General features: G+C 55.8%; 15 protein-coding genes. 8 read left to right on the forward strand and 7 right to left on the reverse strand.

The window, feature by feature from the left end:
• Positions 1-61: 61 nt before the first annotated feature.
• Positions 62-352 (reverse strand): hypothetical protein, encoded by a 291-nt coding sequence (locus JEM67_RS19655; RefSeq protein ID WP_199636163.1) that lies wholly within the window; start codon positions 350-352, stop codon positions 62-64.
• 422 nt (positions 353-774) lie between these two features.
• Between JEM67_RS19655 and JEM67_RS19660 the strand changes: the two genes are divergently transcribed.
• Positions 775-1926 carry a porin gene (locus tag JEM67_RS19660; RefSeq protein WP_199636162.1) on the forward strand — a complete coding sequence of 384 codons (1152 nt, stop codon included), beginning with the start codon at positions 775-777 and terminating at the stop codon, positions 1924-1926.
• Positions 1927-1982: 56 nt separating this feature from the next.
• On the opposite strand, the gene mltB is transcribed toward JEM67_RS19660, so the two are convergent.
• The gene (gene mltB / locus JEM67_RS19665) at positions 1983-3071 is read right to left on the reverse strand and encodes a lytic murein transglycosylase B (RefSeq protein ID WP_199636161.1); all 1089 of its coding nucleotides are present in this window, start codon (positions 3069-3071) and stop codon (positions 1983-1985) included.
• Between the two features lie 286 nt (positions 3072-3357).
• On the opposite strand from mltB, the gene JEM67_RS19670 reads away from it, so the two are divergent.
• The 3 genes from JEM67_RS19670 (at position 3358) to ypdK (ending at position 4959) form a co-directional block, all read left to right on the forward strand.
• Complete coding sequence (locus JEM67_RS19670; RefSeq protein WP_199636160.1) at positions 3358-3807, forward strand: DUF805 domain-containing protein; 450 nt, start codon at positions 3358-3360, stop codon at positions 3805-3807.
• 75 nt (positions 3808-3882) lie between these two features.
• Positions 3883-4323 carry a hypothetical protein gene (locus JEM67_RS19675; protein ID WP_199636159.1) on the forward strand — a complete coding sequence of 147 codons (441 nt, stop codon included), beginning with the start codon at positions 3883-3885 and terminating at the stop codon, positions 4321-4323.
• A gap of 561 nt (positions 4324-4884) precedes the next feature.
• Positions 4885-4959: a membrane protein YpdK gene (gene ypdK / locus JEM67_RS19680; protein ID WP_086012885.1), complete on the forward strand. Its 75-nt coding sequence runs from the start codon at positions 4885-4887 to the stop codon at positions 4957-4959.
• A gap of 66 nt (positions 4960-5025) precedes the next feature.
• Here ypdK and JEM67_RS19685 read toward each other — a convergent pair whose 3' ends face one another.
• The 3 genes from JEM67_RS19685 to JEM67_RS19695 all read right to left on the reverse strand — a co-directional run bounded on the left by JEM67_RS19685 (position 5026) and on the right by JEM67_RS19695 (position 7552).
• The gene (locus JEM67_RS19685) at positions 5026-5550 is read right to left on the reverse strand and encodes a cytochrome b (RefSeq protein WP_199636158.1); all 525 of its coding nucleotides are present in this window, start codon (positions 5548-5550) and stop codon (positions 5026-5028) included.
• A gap of 110 nt (positions 5551-5660) precedes the next feature.
• Positions 5661-6896 (reverse strand): alanine transaminase, encoded by a 1236-nt coding sequence (gene alaC / locus JEM67_RS19690; RefSeq protein WP_199636157.1) that lies wholly within the window; start codon positions 6894-6896, stop codon positions 5661-5663.
• Between the two features lie 116 nt (positions 6897-7012).
• Positions 7013-7552, reverse strand: a complete 540-nt coding sequence (locus JEM67_RS19695; protein WP_199636156.1) for a GNAT family N-acetyltransferase — start codon at positions 7550-7552, stop codon at positions 7013-7015.
• Between the two features lie 171 nt (positions 7553-7723).
• Here JEM67_RS19695 and JEM67_RS19700 point away from each other — a divergent pair, with 171 nt between their 5' ends.
• The 3 genes from JEM67_RS19700 (at position 7724) to JEM67_RS19710 (ending at position 11501) form a co-directional block, all read left to right on the forward strand.
• Positions 7724-8968, forward strand: coding sequence for a DUF1479 domain-containing protein (locus JEM67_RS19700; protein ID WP_199636155.1), 1245 nt, complete (start codon positions 7724-7726; stop codon positions 8966-8968).
• 110 nt (positions 8969-9078) lie between these two features.
• A complete protein-coding gene (locus tag JEM67_RS19705) occupies positions 9079-10770 on the forward strand; it encodes a sensor histidine kinase (RefSeq protein WP_233527712.1) in 1692 nt (563 codons plus the stop codon).
• A complete protein-coding gene (locus JEM67_RS19710) occupies positions 10767-11501 on the forward strand; it encodes a LytR/AlgR family response regulator transcription factor (protein WP_013813970.1) in 735 nt (244 codons plus the stop codon). The genes JEM67_RS19705 and JEM67_RS19710 overlap by 4 nt, the downstream gene beginning before the upstream one ends.
• Positions 11502-11510: 9 nt before the next feature.
• Here the strand turns inward: JEM67_RS19710 and JEM67_RS19715 are convergent, their stop codons facing one another.
• Positions 11511-11852, reverse strand: a complete 342-nt coding sequence (locus tag JEM67_RS19715; RefSeq protein ID WP_006327015.1) for a DUF2502 domain-containing protein — start codon at positions 11850-11852, stop codon at positions 11511-11513.
• 396 nt (positions 11853-12248) lie between these two features.
• Between JEM67_RS19715 and JEM67_RS19720 the strand changes: the two genes are divergently transcribed.
• Positions 12249-13475, forward strand: a complete 1227-nt coding sequence (locus JEM67_RS19720; RefSeq protein WP_199636153.1) for an L-lactate MFS transporter — start codon at positions 12249-12251, stop codon at positions 13473-13475.
• A 65-nt stretch (positions 13476-13540) separates the two neighbouring features.
• Here JEM67_RS19720 and glk read toward each other — a convergent pair whose 3' ends face one another.
• Positions 13541-14506 (reverse strand): glucokinase, encoded by a 966-nt coding sequence (gene glk / locus JEM67_RS19725; RefSeq protein WP_143760067.1) that lies wholly within the window; start codon positions 14504-14506, stop codon positions 13541-13543.
• Between the last annotated feature and the right edge of the window lie 70 nt (positions 14507-14576).

Here is a 14576-nt window from a genome sequence, read left to right on the forward strand (position 1 = left end):
ATGATCCCTCGCCGCGAATAAGAACGGTGATAGAGAATAAAATCACAGGGATATCTAAAGGCTACTCTTTATAAACCACTATTTCCTGGTACATCTTAATGACTTCATTATCGCTATCGGTGTCGCCGGTATATTCGGTTTGTTGCTCCACATGAATAACCTTCCAACCCCGCCTCGCCAAATCAGGAATAGTGACGCGGCCAACATTACGGCAGGTAAATACCGTATCATCACTCAACCTGAGCTTACCAATACTAGCATAATCATAAACTTGAGACTGGCACACGTGCGACTCCGCCGCCATCATCGGCAATGAAAACAAACCAATAAATAACGCCAACAAAGCTTTCATAGTCATCTCCCGATCCCTTATTAATCCAATCCATCTAACCGATATCGGCAAAATTAATTCCGCTACCTGTCGGCTTATTTAATGCCCTCATGTCGATTAAATTACACGGCATCTGCCATTCACTGACAAGTGAAAAATATAAGGCTATGCGTTAGTTGAGTTCATCCGAGTATTGTCGTCATGGCTTAGCCACTACGCTGAGCATGACCCCGCGTCAGGCTACGCCGCCCTCTCCCGCCAACGATTAATATCCAATCAAATAATTAGCAAGAAAAGTAACTTTTTGTGACGCACATCGTGTTACATATGCGCTTCGCTTCAACCACGCCAAAAAACAATGAAAACGCTCAGAAAAAACCTGAACAAATCACCGATGCCGGTGCGTCGGTGATGTTGGCAATCAATAACAGGGATAAAAACACATGACTTTCACATTGCGCGCATTGACTCAGGCGGTCGCTTTGGGGCTGGTGATGGGCACCACCTCTTTCGCTGCCCAAGCTGAAATCACCCTTCTCAAACAGGATCCTCAGGCGGGCGATCCGCTGAGCCGCCTCAACTTTACCGTCGGCGGCAGCATCCGCCCGCAGTTCAACAACATGACCGGCGATGGCGATAAAGGCTCCTATAAACGCAACGGCTTCGACGGTGGCACCCGTTTCCGCTTTGCCGCGGACTACTACCTGTTCGACGACATCAGTTGGATCAGCTACTACGAGCTGGGGGTGAATATCCCTGCGCTGTTCGACTGGGATCACCACTATGCCGACGGCGCCAATAACACCAGCCGCCGCATGCTGTACACCGGCCTGAAAAGCAAAACCTGGGGGCAACTGACCTTTGGCCAGCAAAATAGCGTGTACTACGACGTAGTGGGCGCCAAAACCGATATCTGGGATTACGACATGCTGGCCCAGGCTCCGGGCAACGGCATCAACGGTGACTACGACGGCTCTTACCGTTCGCGCAAAATGCTGAAGTATAAAAATACCTTTGGCGATGCGGACGTTTACGCCTCTTACCTGTTCAGCGATAACGACTATCTGCCGGGCAACGGCCTGCGCTACAAGCGCAAAGGCGGCGGCTCGCTGGGCGTGGATTACCACCTGACGCCGGATCTGACCTGGGGCACCGCGTGGAACTATACCCGCGCCGAAATGCGTAACCCTTCCACCAGCGGCTCGAAAGACTATGATCAGAACATTGTGGGCACCGCGCTGAGCTGGAAGCCTGACAGCTGGACCCTGACCTTTGGCGGCGGCTGGTACAACAACTTCCTGACCACCAAAAAAGCCGACGTTGACAACTACTTCGCCGGCGACGCCTGGGGCATTGAGTATCTGGCCGGTTATACCGTGCCGGTGGGCCAATACGCGGTGAAATCCGTGATGCCGTACTTTATGGGCGATCGTCTGGAGTATGTGAGCGGCCGCAACTATCAGCGTATCGATAACGGCCTGGGCGTTACGGTGCAGTTTGATTACGGTTTCCGTGTCGATGTGGAACACGTGCTGACTTCAAGCACCGATAATCTCGGTGATATGACGCTGGTGCGTCTGCGCTACGATTTCTGATCGGTATAGCCGTAAAAAAGGCCGTTTTCACGGCCTTTTTCATTGTTATCAGCGCATCAGAACCCGCCGCGTGCCGAACGGCCCACCGCTTCGCCCAACTGCCACACCGCCATGGCGTAATGGGTGCTGTGGTTGTAACGGGTAATGGCGTAGAAGTTCGGCAACCCGTACCAGTATTGGTAGCTGGTACCCATATCCAGCCGCAGCAGGCTGGCTTCCTGCTCAGTGCCAAGCGAGCCTTGCGGGGTCAGCCCGGCCGCCGCGAGAGTGTCAAGCGAGTAGCGAGTTTTAAAACCGTTATCCAACCCGGGCGCCTGGCCGCTGGCCGGTACCGCCACGGCCTCGCCACTGTTCCAGCCATGTTCTTTAAAGTAGTTGGCGACGCTGCCGATCGCATCCACTGGATCCCACAGGTTGATGTGGCCATCACCGTTGAAATCAACCGCGTAGCTCTTGAACGAAGAAGGCATAAACTGGCCGTAGCCCATGGCGCCGGCAAAGGAGCCGCGCAGATCCAACGGGTCATCCCCTTCGGCGCGCGACATCAACAGGAAAGTTTCCAGCTCGCCGGCAAAGTAATCGGCGCGGCGCGGATAGTCGAAGGCCAGCGTGGACAAGGCATCGATAATGCGGGTTTTCCCCATCACGCGGCCCCAGCGGGTCTCAACGCCGATAATGCCGACAATGATCTCCGGCGGCACGCCGTATACCTGCTGGGCGCGCTGCAGGGCTTCCTGATACTGATTCCAGAACTGCACGCCGTTTTGCACGTTATCCGGCGTAATGAACTTGTTGCGATAGCGCAACCAGGATCCGTTCGGCACGGACGGCGCCTGAGTGGTGGTGGGGGTCGGCGCCTGGCGATCCATCAACCGCAGCACCGAATCCAGCCGTTTTGCCTGGGCCAGCACGTCATGCAATTGCTGACGATCGAATCCGTGTTCCTGCACCATTTTATCGATAAAGCGGGCAGTGTTTGGATTATTGGCAAAATCACCGCCCAACGGCTGGCCGCTATGCGCCGGCGTCAGCAGGAAACCGCCTTTTATGGCGTTAGCCTGAGGAGCTGCTGGGATAGGCTTCGGCCCGCTGCTACAGGCTGCAAGTAAGGTAAGCAGAGGAAGAAGGGCAACTAAATGACGCATCGGATATCCATATAAGCCAGGCCAGTGATAAGTGAGCGTTATGTTAATCCATTGTCCGGTGCGAACAAACTGGATTATGCCGCTCATCTCAGTACCGGAAGCTAAAATCTTGCAAATCGTGATAAATCGCACAGAAAACCAAAACCACTTAGGGTAGGAAGGCAGGATCCTAAACCTTAACTAAATGAGAAAGATTATCATATTGACTCACCGTCGAATGCCACTAAAATACGCCCCCCTTGGCTGACGACCCGGCCAGCGCTGACTGCTACAACGGAATGTGACTTTGGACTCCCTCGGACAGATCGCTAGAAACGTCTTTAAACGCCGCATTACGCGTAAAAACTATGTTTTCTCCCTGGTTATTTTCGCCACCGGCCTGACATTGCTGTCATTCCTGTCCCCCTATCTGGATAAAAACCTGTTCCGCGCCTATGCGCACAGCGACATCGCCGCGTTTTTTTCGGTGTTTGTCTACCTGCTGTGCATCATGCTGTGGTCGCTGTGTTGGATCGGCCTGACGCTGTGGTTTGTCGCCCGCACCGCATTCCGACTCAATGACGTCGGCACGCCCGGTTGGCCGCTGGCGTTAGCGCTGTATGCGCTCAGCGTGGTGAATAACTACCACCCCGGCCCGGTTGAACGCTGGCTGATCGTCATCAGCCTGATTGGTGTCCTGTGCGCGCTGGTGCTGCCATCTGCCCGCCGGGCAGGTAAACCCGAGCCGGCCGGCTAGCGAAACCCGGTACTGGCTATCTGCAGGCCAAGCGGTCACAATGCCGCATAATCCACGCGCCATACAGGAAACATCATGTCTTGCCACTACCCCGCCCATTACGCCTTTGATAACGAAAGCGACGCCTGGCAGATTCATTTTCGCGATTTTCCTGAACAGCAGGCCGCCTGCTATAAACGTGAAGATATCGAACTGGAAGCCCAGGAAAGCCTGCTGATCGCCATCGCCACGGAAATGGAAGAAGGTCGCCCGGTGCCGCCGCCCTCCCGCGCCCAGCCGGAAGACCTGGAAATCCACGTACCTGTGCTGGTCAAACTGAAGCTCGAGTTGCATAACATCATGCTGGCCGGCGCCACGTCCAAAGCCGATCTGGCACGCAAACTGGGCTTTAACGGCGGCCAAATGGATCGTCTGCTGGACGTAGCCTATGCCTCAAAAGTGGAAGCGCTGGAACAGGCTCTTTACCTGCTGGGATATGAGGTGCGGGTCTCGGTAGCAGAAATTCGGCAACAGTAAGAAAAATATTATCGCCGGAGACTAAATATTCTCCCTTTTTTGCCGATGTGTTCGTTACCGAATCACCAAGAGCAAAAAGTGAAGGCTAAAAATGGAGTGGAGTCGCCGTAATATCTGGACCGTTATTCTGCTGTCGTGCCTTGTCTTCTGGGCTATCCTGCTGACGGGTGCCAACGCCGTCGCCTGATCCCTTTTCATAACATCACAGCAAACATAATTATAAAGCCCGCACCAGCGGGCTATTCCTCTTTTTTGCCCCGCTAAAAACGTAAATAAAACTCGTTTAAAAACAGTCAGGGCTGAGCAAAAAACCGCCAAAAAGTGTGATCAAAAACACAGTATTGTAATCAGGCTGGCATTGGGAGTACATTAGCGCCGATCCTGTCGTGGTTCATGCTTTACCTCACGGACGTTGAAGCACGACAACCGGGTAATCCGTGGTCAAGGACGTTGTTCTTCCTGATTGAAGAACCCGCCAATAAACCGCAGGTTATCCACAAAATACTCAGCACAACAATCGGGATCATTGGCTTGCGAGGGACTCCAGACGGGAGTTGTTCAATGAAATATTTTGTTATGGGCGTTTCGTTCATGCTGGTAGCGTGGATTGGCACCTTTATGCTGATGGTTGCATAACCTCAGCATGAACGGGAACATAGATAAAGGGGCGCAGAAGCGCCCCTTTGTTGTTTCTGAATGCGGTTATTTGCCCGGCATCATGCGGCGCAAGGTGTCATCCTTGCGCAGATAATGGTGATACAACGCCGCCAGCGTGTGAGCGCCGATGATAAAGTAACCGGTATTGGCGAGCGTTTCATGTGTGCTCTTGATAATGCGGCGCAGCGCCGGGTCCGGCGTGACCCATTGCGGCACCTGCCAGCCCAGCAACACCCACTCCTTTCCCCCGTAGGCCAGCGTCAGTACTCCCAGCACCGGCAACGCCAGAAACATGACATAGAGCAGCACGTGGAAAATCTTGGCACCCAACTCCTGCCATTCTTCCAGCTGCGGCGTGGTGGCCGGAGTGGCATAACGATGACGCAGCCCCAGCCGGATAAACATCAGCAAAAATACTGCCAGGCCAAAGTTAAAATGCAGATTTTTCACCAGTGACGCCATGTCATCCGGCACCGAATCCTTCAGCAGCATTGCCGCATAGGTCAGGATCACCATCAGCAGCGTCAGCCAGTGTAAAATAATTTGCGATCTCGCGTAGCGGTTGCCCATACACTCTTCCTGATTAATTAAAAAAGATTAGTCGAGCATAGTGGGGAAATGATGAAGAAAACCTTAGCGTTGAGAAAAAAGGCCGGCGCGAATGTGCCGGCCTGAAGCGATTATTTTACGGCGGGGGGAGTGCTCTTGGCCGGTTTGATCAAGCCGTCGGCACGGAACATGGCTTTGATGCCACGCACCGCCTGACGGATGCGATCCTGATTTTCTATCAGTGCAAAACGCACGTGGGTGTCGCCGTAGTCACCAAAACCAATGCCCGGCGATACGCAGACCTTGGCTTCCGCCAACAGGCGTTTGGCGAACTCCAGCGAGCCGAGATGCGCATAAGGCTCAGGTATTTTTGCCCATACGTACATCGCCGCTTTCGGGTTATCGACCATCCAGCCAGCTTCGTGCAGTCCTTTCACCAGCACATTGCGGCGCTGACGGTACTGCTCTGCAATATCGCGCACGCACTGCTGGTCGCCTTCCAGCGCGGCGATAGCCGCCACCTGCAACGGAGTGAAGGTGCCGTAATCGTGATAGCTCTTGATGCGCGCCAGCGCGCTGACCAGCTCCGCATTACCGACCATAAAACCGATGCGCCAACCCGCCATGTTGTAGCTTTTCGACAGGGTGAAAAACTCCACCGCGATGTCCTTAGCACCCGGCACCTGCATAATCGACGGCGCTTTCCAGCCGTCGTACACGATGTCGGCATAGGCCAGATCGTGGATCACCAGCACGTTGTACTGTTTGGCCAGCGCCACCACCCGCTCGAAGAAATCCAGCTCAACGCATTGGGCTGTCGGGTTGGAAGGGAAACCGAGGATCATCATTTTTGGCCGCGGGATGGTTTCACGAATGGCGCGCTCCAGCTCACCAAAGAAATCCACGCCGTCCACCAGCGGCACTGAACGCACCTGCGCGCCGGCGATCACCGCACCGTAAATATGGATGGGATAGCTTGGGTTCGGCACCAGCACGGTGTCGCCGTGATCGAGTGTCGCCAGCATCAGGTGCGCCAGCCCTTCTTTCGACCCTATGGTGACAATGGCTTCGCTTTCGGGATCAATATCCACCTGGTAGCGATCGGCGTACCAGCGTGAAATGGCGCGGCGCAAACGCGGGATGCCGCGCGAGGTAGAGTAGCCGTGGGTATCGTCACGCTGCGCAACGGCACAGAGTTTTTCCACAATGTGCGGTGGCGTCGGGCCGTCCGGGTTACCCATGCTGAAATCGATAATATCTTCGCCGCGGCGGCGAGCAGCCATCTTCAGTTCGGCGGTGATGTTGAATACATAAGGGGGAAGACGTTCAATACGCGTAAAACGGCGTTGTGGACTGTTATCAGCCATAGATTCCTCGAAGAGACGTTAGCGCCCGGACCGTCCGAGCGACGCTGACCAGCTTGTGGTCAGATATCGAACATATCGCAGCGGCGACGGGATTGTCGATACCCGCCGCGATATTTTTATTTTTCCGCCTGAAACTCCGCCGCCAACAGCCCGAACATCCAGTCCGCGTGCCACTGCCCGGCCAGGCGGAAATTATCGCGCAATGTGCCTTCAAGCTGAAAACCGCACGACTCCAGCAAGCGGCGCGAAGCGATATTGCCTGCGGTGACGGTAGCCGTCAGCTTGTGGAAACCGCAAGCGTTAAAGCCAAAATCCAGCACCGCCCGCAGCGACTCCTTGCCGTAGCCCTTGCCGTGTCCGAACGGCAAAATGCCGTATCCCACTTCCGCCTGTTGGCAAGGCAGCCACATCGGACGAAAACCCGTAATGCCCACCGCCTCACCACTCGCCTTTTCGCGCATCACCAGGCACAGCCATTGTTCCCCATGCTTGTCCCAGGCCGGCAGCCGCGTCTCAAAGCGCGTGCGTATTTCCGCTTCGGTCAGAGGATCGGCGATATAGCGAATCACGTCAGGGTCCTGATACAGACGCAGAAACAGTGGCCAATCGTCGGTGGTTATCGACTGCAGGGTCAAACGCTCAGTGACCAATTTCATTGCACTAATCTCCGAAAAACGAAAACAAGGAAGTTACGAATGAAAGTCATCCCTTTATTTTCCTCTATTAAATCCAGATAATCGTTAACGTCAAAACAACAAAACCATAACGTCTTGCTCCGTCCTCTACAACCGTCCATCGTTGCCCACAGGCAGCGTGAGGAGAACACCATGGCTTCATTACGCATTGACGACATCCCCACCGCCATTAAAACCGTAAAACAGCAACTGCGTCAGGCTCTGCCCAACTACCGCGAGGTGTTTCTGGCGCTGGAAGACCACATTCGCCAACAGGTCGAACAAATCCGCCAGGCGTTGGCCGCCGGCCAAAACCCGGTGCCGCAAATCGATGCGGAGGATATTTTGCAGCAGCGGGTCAGCGAGCAGCAAAAGGCTTTGATCAAACAGCGCGGCGCCTGCGCTATCCGTGGCGTGTTCCCCCGCAGCAAGGCCGAAGCCTGGAACCGGGAAATCGGCAGCTATCTTGAGCGCAACAACTTTGTCGAACGCCTGAAAAATGCCGCCGAAGACAACTATTTCGGCAAACTGGCCGCCGGCAAACCGCAAATCTACGGCATTTACTGGTCAAAACCGCAGGTGGAAGCCCGTCAGGACGCCCGCATGCACGCCGTGCAGGTGTTTCTCAACAGCCTGTGGGAAACCGAAAGCAACGGCAAACAACATTTTGACCCGACTCGGGTCGCCACCTATGCCGACCGCACCCGCCGTCGCCCGCCGAACTCGTCTTCTCTGGGCCTGTCGCCGCACGTGGACAGCGGCACCATTGAACGCTGGCTGGATGAAAATTTCCGCTATGTCTACCGCCACGTGTTCTCCGGCGACTGGCAAGCTTACGATCCGTTCGCCGCCGATGGCCGTACCGAAGTGCGCGAAATCGCTTCGCCGGCCGTCTGCTCAATGTTCCGCACCTTCCAGGGTTGGACGGCGCTGACGCCGCAACGCACCAATGCCGGCACGCTGAATCTGGTGCCGATAGCCAACGCCATGGCCTACGTTCTGTTGCGCGCATTGCAAGATGACGTCGCCGAAGACGATTTGTGCGATGCCGCCCCAGGACGCGCGCTGTCAATCTCGGAAAAATGGCATCCCCTTTTAATCAGCGGGATTTCCCCTATTCCCGATTTAGAACCGGGCGACACGGTGTTCTGGCACTGCGATGTGATTCACGCGGTAGAAAACGAGCATAACGGCGAGTTCGACAGCAACGTGATGTATATCGCCGCCGCGCCGGGCTGCGAGAAAAACGATGCCTATCTGCAACGCCAACTGCCCAGTTTTATCGCCGGCAAAACGCCACCGGATTTCGCGCCCGACGATTTCGAAGTGGATTTCAACGGCCGCGCCACTGTCGATCTGCTGACACCACTCGGTAAGGAACAGCTCGGCATTAAATAACCCGGAACCCCGTGGTGCGCCGCCCGGCCGCCACGGGGCTCCTGTGCTGTGATATACTCCTGCGCATCTGTCCGCCGCAGCGAGAGCCCGTCGTGCACCCTTTTTTTGAAATGCTGTTAGCGGTGTTTGATCGCGCCGCACTGATGTTAATCTGCCTGTTCTTCCTCACCCGTACCCGGTTGTTCCGCCAACTGCTGCAAAAAGAGGACCACTCGCCGCTTGAACTGGGCATGGTCACGGCGATCTTCTCGCTGTTCGCGCTGTTCAGTACCTATTCCGGCATCAACGTCGAAGGTTCGCTGGTCAACGTGCGGGTCATTGCCATTATGGCCGGCGGCATCCTGTTCGGCCCCTGGGTGGGTATCATCACCGGCATCATCGCCGGGGTACACCGCTACCTCATTGATATCGATGGCATCACCTCCGTTCCCTGCCTGATCACCAGCATCATTGCCGGCATCAGCGCCGGTTATATCAATCTTAAAGTGAAAAAAGAGCAACGCTGGCGCGCCGGGATCCTCGGCGGCATGCTGTGCGAATCCCTGACCATGCTGCTGATCGTACTGTGGGCCAAGCCGACCGAGTTGGGGCTGGATATCGTCTCCAAAATTGCGCTGCCGATGATCCTCGGCACGGTATGTATCGGCCTGATTGTGCTGCTGGTGCAAAGCGTGGAAGACGAAAAAGAGGTGATCGCCGCCCGGCAGGCCAAGCTGGCACTGGATATTGCCCGCAAAACCCTGCCCTACTTTCGCAATATCAACAGCGAAACCCTGGCGACCATTTGCGACATCATCCGCCAGGACATCAAGGCCGACGCGGTGGCGATCACCGATACTCACCAGGTGATGGCCTATGTCGGCGTGGGGGAAGAGGCTTATCCGATTGGCCGCGAAGGCTTGAGCCGCGTGACCCGCGAAAGCATCCGCCACGGCAAGATCATCATCAAAAACAACCTGGAAAACCCGGCCACGCCGCAAATTCACTCGCAGTTGGTGATCCCGCTGTGGGAAAAAGGCGAAGTGACCGGTGCGCTGAAAATTTACTACTGCCATGCCCATCAGATCACCAATACGCTAAAGGTCATGGCGGTGGGCCTGTCGCAGATTATCTCCACCCAAATGGAAGTCTCGCGCATTGAACACCTGCGCCAGATGGCGGACAAAGCCGAAATGCGCGCGCTGCAGAGCAAGATCAACCCGCACTTCCTGTTCAATGCCCTGAATGCCATTTCCTCGTCGATCCGCATCAATCCGGACACCGCACGCCAGCTGATTATCAACCTGTCACGCTACCTGCGCTATAACCTGGAGCTGAACGACGAACTGATCGATATCCGCAAGGAGCTGCACCAAATTCAGGATTATATCGCCATCGAACAGGCACGATTTGGTGCCAAACTGACGGTAATTTACGACATCGACGACGATATCTCGGTGCGTATCCCCAGCCTGCTGATCCAACCGCTGGTAGAAAACGCCATCGTACACGGCATTCAGCCGTGCAAAGGCAAAGGTGTGGTCGTGATTGCGGTGAAGGATCAGGGCGCTCGGGTCAAGATTTCGGTAAAAGACACCGGTAACGGCATCAATCAGGAGGTCATCGACCGGGTGGTGCGTAACGAAATGCCGGGCCACAATATCGGTCTGCTGAACGTGCATCACCGGGTGTCGCTGCTGTATGGCGAAGGGTTACGCATCCGTCGGTTGGAGCCGGGCACCGAAATTGCCTTTTACATCAGCAAAAACGGCGGCAAACTGCAGATGGAAAACAGCGCACTGCCGGCCGGGGAGCCATCATGAAAGCCATTATCGTTGAAGACGAATTCCTCGCCCAGGAGGAGCTCAGTTACCTGATCAAAAAGCACAGCAACATCGTCATCGAAGCCACCTTCGACGACGGGCTGGACGTGCTGAAATACCTGCAGAATCATCAGGTCGACGCCATTTTTCTCGATATCAACATTCCGTCGCTGGACGGCGTGCTGCTGGCGCAGAACATCAGCAAGTTCGCGCACCGGCCTTCGATTATTTTCATCACCGCCTATAAAGAACATGCGGTGGAAGCGTTCGAAATCGAAGCGTTTGACTACATCCTCAAGCCCTATCACGAAGCGCGCATCGTCACCATGTTGCAAAAACTGGAGGCGCTGCATAACCGGCCCGCTAACGCCCCGGAACAAGCCAGCGCGCCAAACCGCAGCAGCCACAGCATTAATCTGATCAAAGACGAGCGGATTATCGTCACCGATATCAACGACATCTATTATGCCGCTGCCGATGAAAAAGTGACGCGGGTCTATACCCGCCGCGAAGAGTTCGTGATGTCGATGAACCTCACCGAGTTTTACGGCCGCCTGCCGGAGGAGCATTTCTTCCGCTGCCACCGGTCTTACTGCGTCAATCTGTCGAAAATCCGCGAGATCGTGCCCTGGTTCAACAACACCTATATTCTGCGGCTGAGCGACCTGGAGTTTGAAGTGCCGGTCAGCCGCAGCAAGGTTAAAGAGTTCCGCAAATTGATGCGTTTATAACCGCGCGCGTTACCAGCGCGGCCCGGGGCCGTAGTAATACCCCGGTGGCGGCGGTGGAGGTGGCGGCATGCGACGATAATGCGGGCGATCGCGCCATTCGTGTCGCGGCTCCTCGTAATAGATCACGCGGGGCGGCGGCCCGTAGTAATACTCGCGTGGACGCTCATAGACGCGGTGTTCAGACCACCAGCGCGGATCGCGCCAGCGGTCACCGTCCCAGTAATGGCCGCGATCGTCGCGGTCGCCAATGTGCAATGAAATACCCGGAACGTTCACGCCAATGGATACGTCCGCCTGGCTGACCAACGGCAACGACAGCAGCGCGGCCAACAACAACAGTGTTTTTTTCATCTAATGACTCCTGCAGAGCGGAACCCGTCCGTTCACCGATAACATAGGCCCCCCGCTATCGCCGCTCTATAGGAATAATGCCCATTTACCCATTCCAGACGTTTCCTTCACAATTTGAGCACAATCCTGGGCACCTGGCCGACAATAAATCGGGGCTATCTTTGATGTAGATCACGTGGCGCAAGCGGCATTTCATCCCCTTTCAACCGCTAAAACGGCAACTCATGCGCCACCAGATGCATTTCATTCCTTCCTCCGTGCAACTCATTCCCGATCCGCCGCCGAGTGGTATTACCAGCCTTATACTATGCCCATACCGCGGGGCCTCTGAGGTTCTCCGCAAATTTCCGCCAACGGCTGACCGCCCGGCAACGCACACACAGAAGGAGACCGGCCATGAACACCAAACCGGCAAATCGCAGCTTAATCGTTCTGGGCACCATCATCTGCCAGATGGGGCTCGGCACTATCTATACCTGGAGCCTGTTCAACCAGCCGCTGGTCGACAAATTCCATTGGGGCCTCGGTGACGTCGCCACCACCTTCTCCATCACCAGCTTCTTTCTGGCCTTCGCCACGCTGTTCGCCGGCAAGCTGCAGGAACGCTTCGGCATCCGCAACCTGACGCTGTGCTCAGGCATCCTGGTCGGCCTGGGCCTGATCGCCAGCGCCCACGTCAGTTCATTGGATATGATCTATCTGTTGGCCGGCGTCGTGGTTGGGTTCGCGGTGGGTATCGCCTACATCTCCACCCTGTCCAACCTGATCAAGTGGTTCCCGGCCAATAAAGGACTGATCTCCGGCATCTCCGTTGGCGCATTCGGCAGCGGCAGCCTGCTGTTCAAATACGTTAACGCCGCGCTGATTGCCGACGTCGGCGTGTCCGCCGCCTTCTTCTACTGGGGTGCGATTGTGATGGCGTTGATTGTGCTGGGTTCTCTGCTGTTGAAAGAACCGGTGCTCACCAGCCAGTCCGCTCAGCAAAAGGCCGGTACTTTGGGTAACGACTTCAGCGTGCGCCAGATGCTGGCGACCAAAGAGGCCTACCTGTTGTTCATCATTTTCTTCGCCGCCTGCATGAGTGGCCTGTACCTGATTGGCATCGTGAAGGACATGGGCGTACAGCTGGCCGGGATGGATTTAGCCACCGCCGCCAACACCGTTTCCGCCGTAGCGATTTTCAACACCGCAGGCCGCATCATTCTGGGTACGCTGTCGGATAAAGTAGGCCGCATGCGCGTCATCAGCTTCACCATGCTGGTTACCGTGCTGGCGATTGTCTCGTTGAGCTTCCTCACCCTGAACCATACGCTGTTCTTTATCTGCGTCGGCGCAGTCGCCTTCTGCTTCGGTGGCAACATTACCGTGTTCCCGGCGATTGTCGGCGACTTCTTCGGCCTGAAAAACCACAGCAAAAACTACGGCATCATTTATCAGGGCTTCGGCCTGGGCGCGCTGGCTGGCTCGTTCGTCGCCAAATACTTCGGCGGTTTCCATGCCACTTTCATGGTCATTGGCGTCCTGTCCATCGCTTCCCTGCTGATTACCCTGTTCATCAAGGCGCCAAAAGCGGTGGAGCAGGAAGAAGACAGCCGCGAGCCGGCAGACATGGTCAAAGCCTGATTTTTAAATAGCAAAAAGGGGCGCAATCCGACGGGTTGCGCCCCTTTTTTTATCGCTGATGCAGGTTACAAATGCATACCCAACGTCTGGCGCAGATGGGCACCGGCGCCCAACAAGCCCGGTTGTGCATGGGTAATCATAAAGACCGGGATATCATGCACATAATCCTTGAAACGCCCTTTATCTTCAAACGCCGCGCGGAAACCGGATGCCTTGAAGAACTCCATAAAGCGCGGCACGATGCCGCCGGCGATGTAAACGCCGCCGAAAGTGCCGAGATTCAACGCCAGGTTGCCGCCAAAGCGCCCTAAAATAACGCAGAACAGCGACAAGGCACGGCGGCAGTCAATGCAGCTGTCGGCCAGCGCGCGCTCGGTGATGTCCTTTGGCTCGAGCTTTTCCGGCAGGCGTTGATCGGACTTGACGATAGCGCGGTAGAGATTGACCAACCCCGGGCCGGACAACACGCGCTCGGCGGAGACGTGCCCCACTTCTGCCCGCAGCACCTCAAGAATGCTATCTTCCTCTTCGCTGTTCGGCGCAAAATCAACGTGGCCGCCTTCCCCCGGCAAGCTCACCCAGCGGCGGTTAACGTGCACCAGGTGCGCCACCCCCAGGCCGGTGCCTGCGCCGTACACCGCAATCGGCCTGTCTTTCTGCGCGCTGCCGCCGCCGAACTGCAACACATCGTCTGGCGTCAACATCGGGATCGCCATCGAGACGGCGGTAAAGTCGTTGATCACTTCCAGATGGCTAAGCCCCAGGTTGGCTTGCATCTCTTTGATCGAGAACGCCCAGGTGTGGTTGGTCATCGCCACCCAATCTTCGGTGACCGGGCAGGCAATCGCGATGCAGGCGTCCTGCACCTGAATATCCTGCTCCTTCAGATAGTGGCGGATCACCGCCTCCAGGCTGTCAAACTCCAGGCCGGAATAGGTTTTTGCCTGGGTAATTTCACCCGTCGCCACAGTGCACAACGCCAGGCGGGCATTCGTCCCGCCAACATCACCTACGAGGGCATAGGTCATCAGTATCTTCTCCGCAAAATGAATAATTGAAAGCTGCCCACACTGTAAAATCCCGCTGCAAAAACAACAATCA

Source organism: Serratia sp. PAMC26656, assembly GCF_016469055.2.
Lineage (GTDB): Bacteria > Pseudomonadota > Gammaproteobacteria > Enterobacterales > Enterobacteriaceae > Serratia > Serratia plymuthica.

Coding starts and splice junctions, on each gene's coding strand:
- JEM67_RS19655 (WP_199636163.1), bottom strand. CDS start 352: ATGAAAGCTTTGTTGGCGTTATTTATTGGTTTGTTTTCATTGCCGATG.
- JEM67_RS19660 (WP_199636162.1), top strand. CDS start 775: ATGACTTTCACATTGCGCGCATTGACTCAGGCGGTCGCTTTGGGGCTG.
- mltB (WP_199636161.1), bottom strand. CDS start 3,071: ATGCGTCATTTAGTTGCCCTTCTTCCTCTGCTTACCTTACTTGCAGCC.
- JEM67_RS19675 (WP_199636159.1), top strand. CDS start 3,883: ATGTCTTGCCACTACCCCGCCCATTACGCCTTTGATAACGAAAGCGAC.
- JEM67_RS19685 (WP_199636158.1), bottom strand. CDS start 5,550: ATGGGCAACCGCTACGCGAGATCGCAAATTATTTTACACTGGCTGACG.
- alaC (WP_199636157.1), bottom strand. CDS start 6,896: ATGGCTGATAACAGTCCACAACGCCGTTTTACGCGTATTGAACGTCTT.
- JEM67_RS19695 (WP_199636156.1), bottom strand. CDS start 7,552: ATGAAATTGGTCACTGAGCGTTTGACCCTGCAGTCGATAACCACCGAC.
- JEM67_RS19700 (WP_199636155.1), top strand. CDS start 7,724: ATGGCTTCATTACGCATTGACGACATCCCCACCGCCATTAAAACCGTA.
- JEM67_RS19705 (WP_233527712.1), top strand. CDS start 9,079: ATGCTGTTAGCGGTGTTTGATCGCGCCGCACTGATGTTAATCTGCCTG.
- JEM67_RS19710 (WP_013813970.1), top strand. CDS start 10,767: ATGAAAGCCATTATCGTTGAAGACGAATTCCTCGCCCAGGAGGAGCTC.
- JEM67_RS19715 (WP_006327015.1), bottom strand. CDS start 11,852: ATGAAAAAAACACTGTTGTTGTTGGCCGCGCTGCTGTCGTTGCCGTTG.
- JEM67_RS19720 (WP_199636153.1), top strand. CDS start 12,249: ATGAACACCAAACCGGCAAATCGCAGCTTAATCGTTCTGGGCACCATC.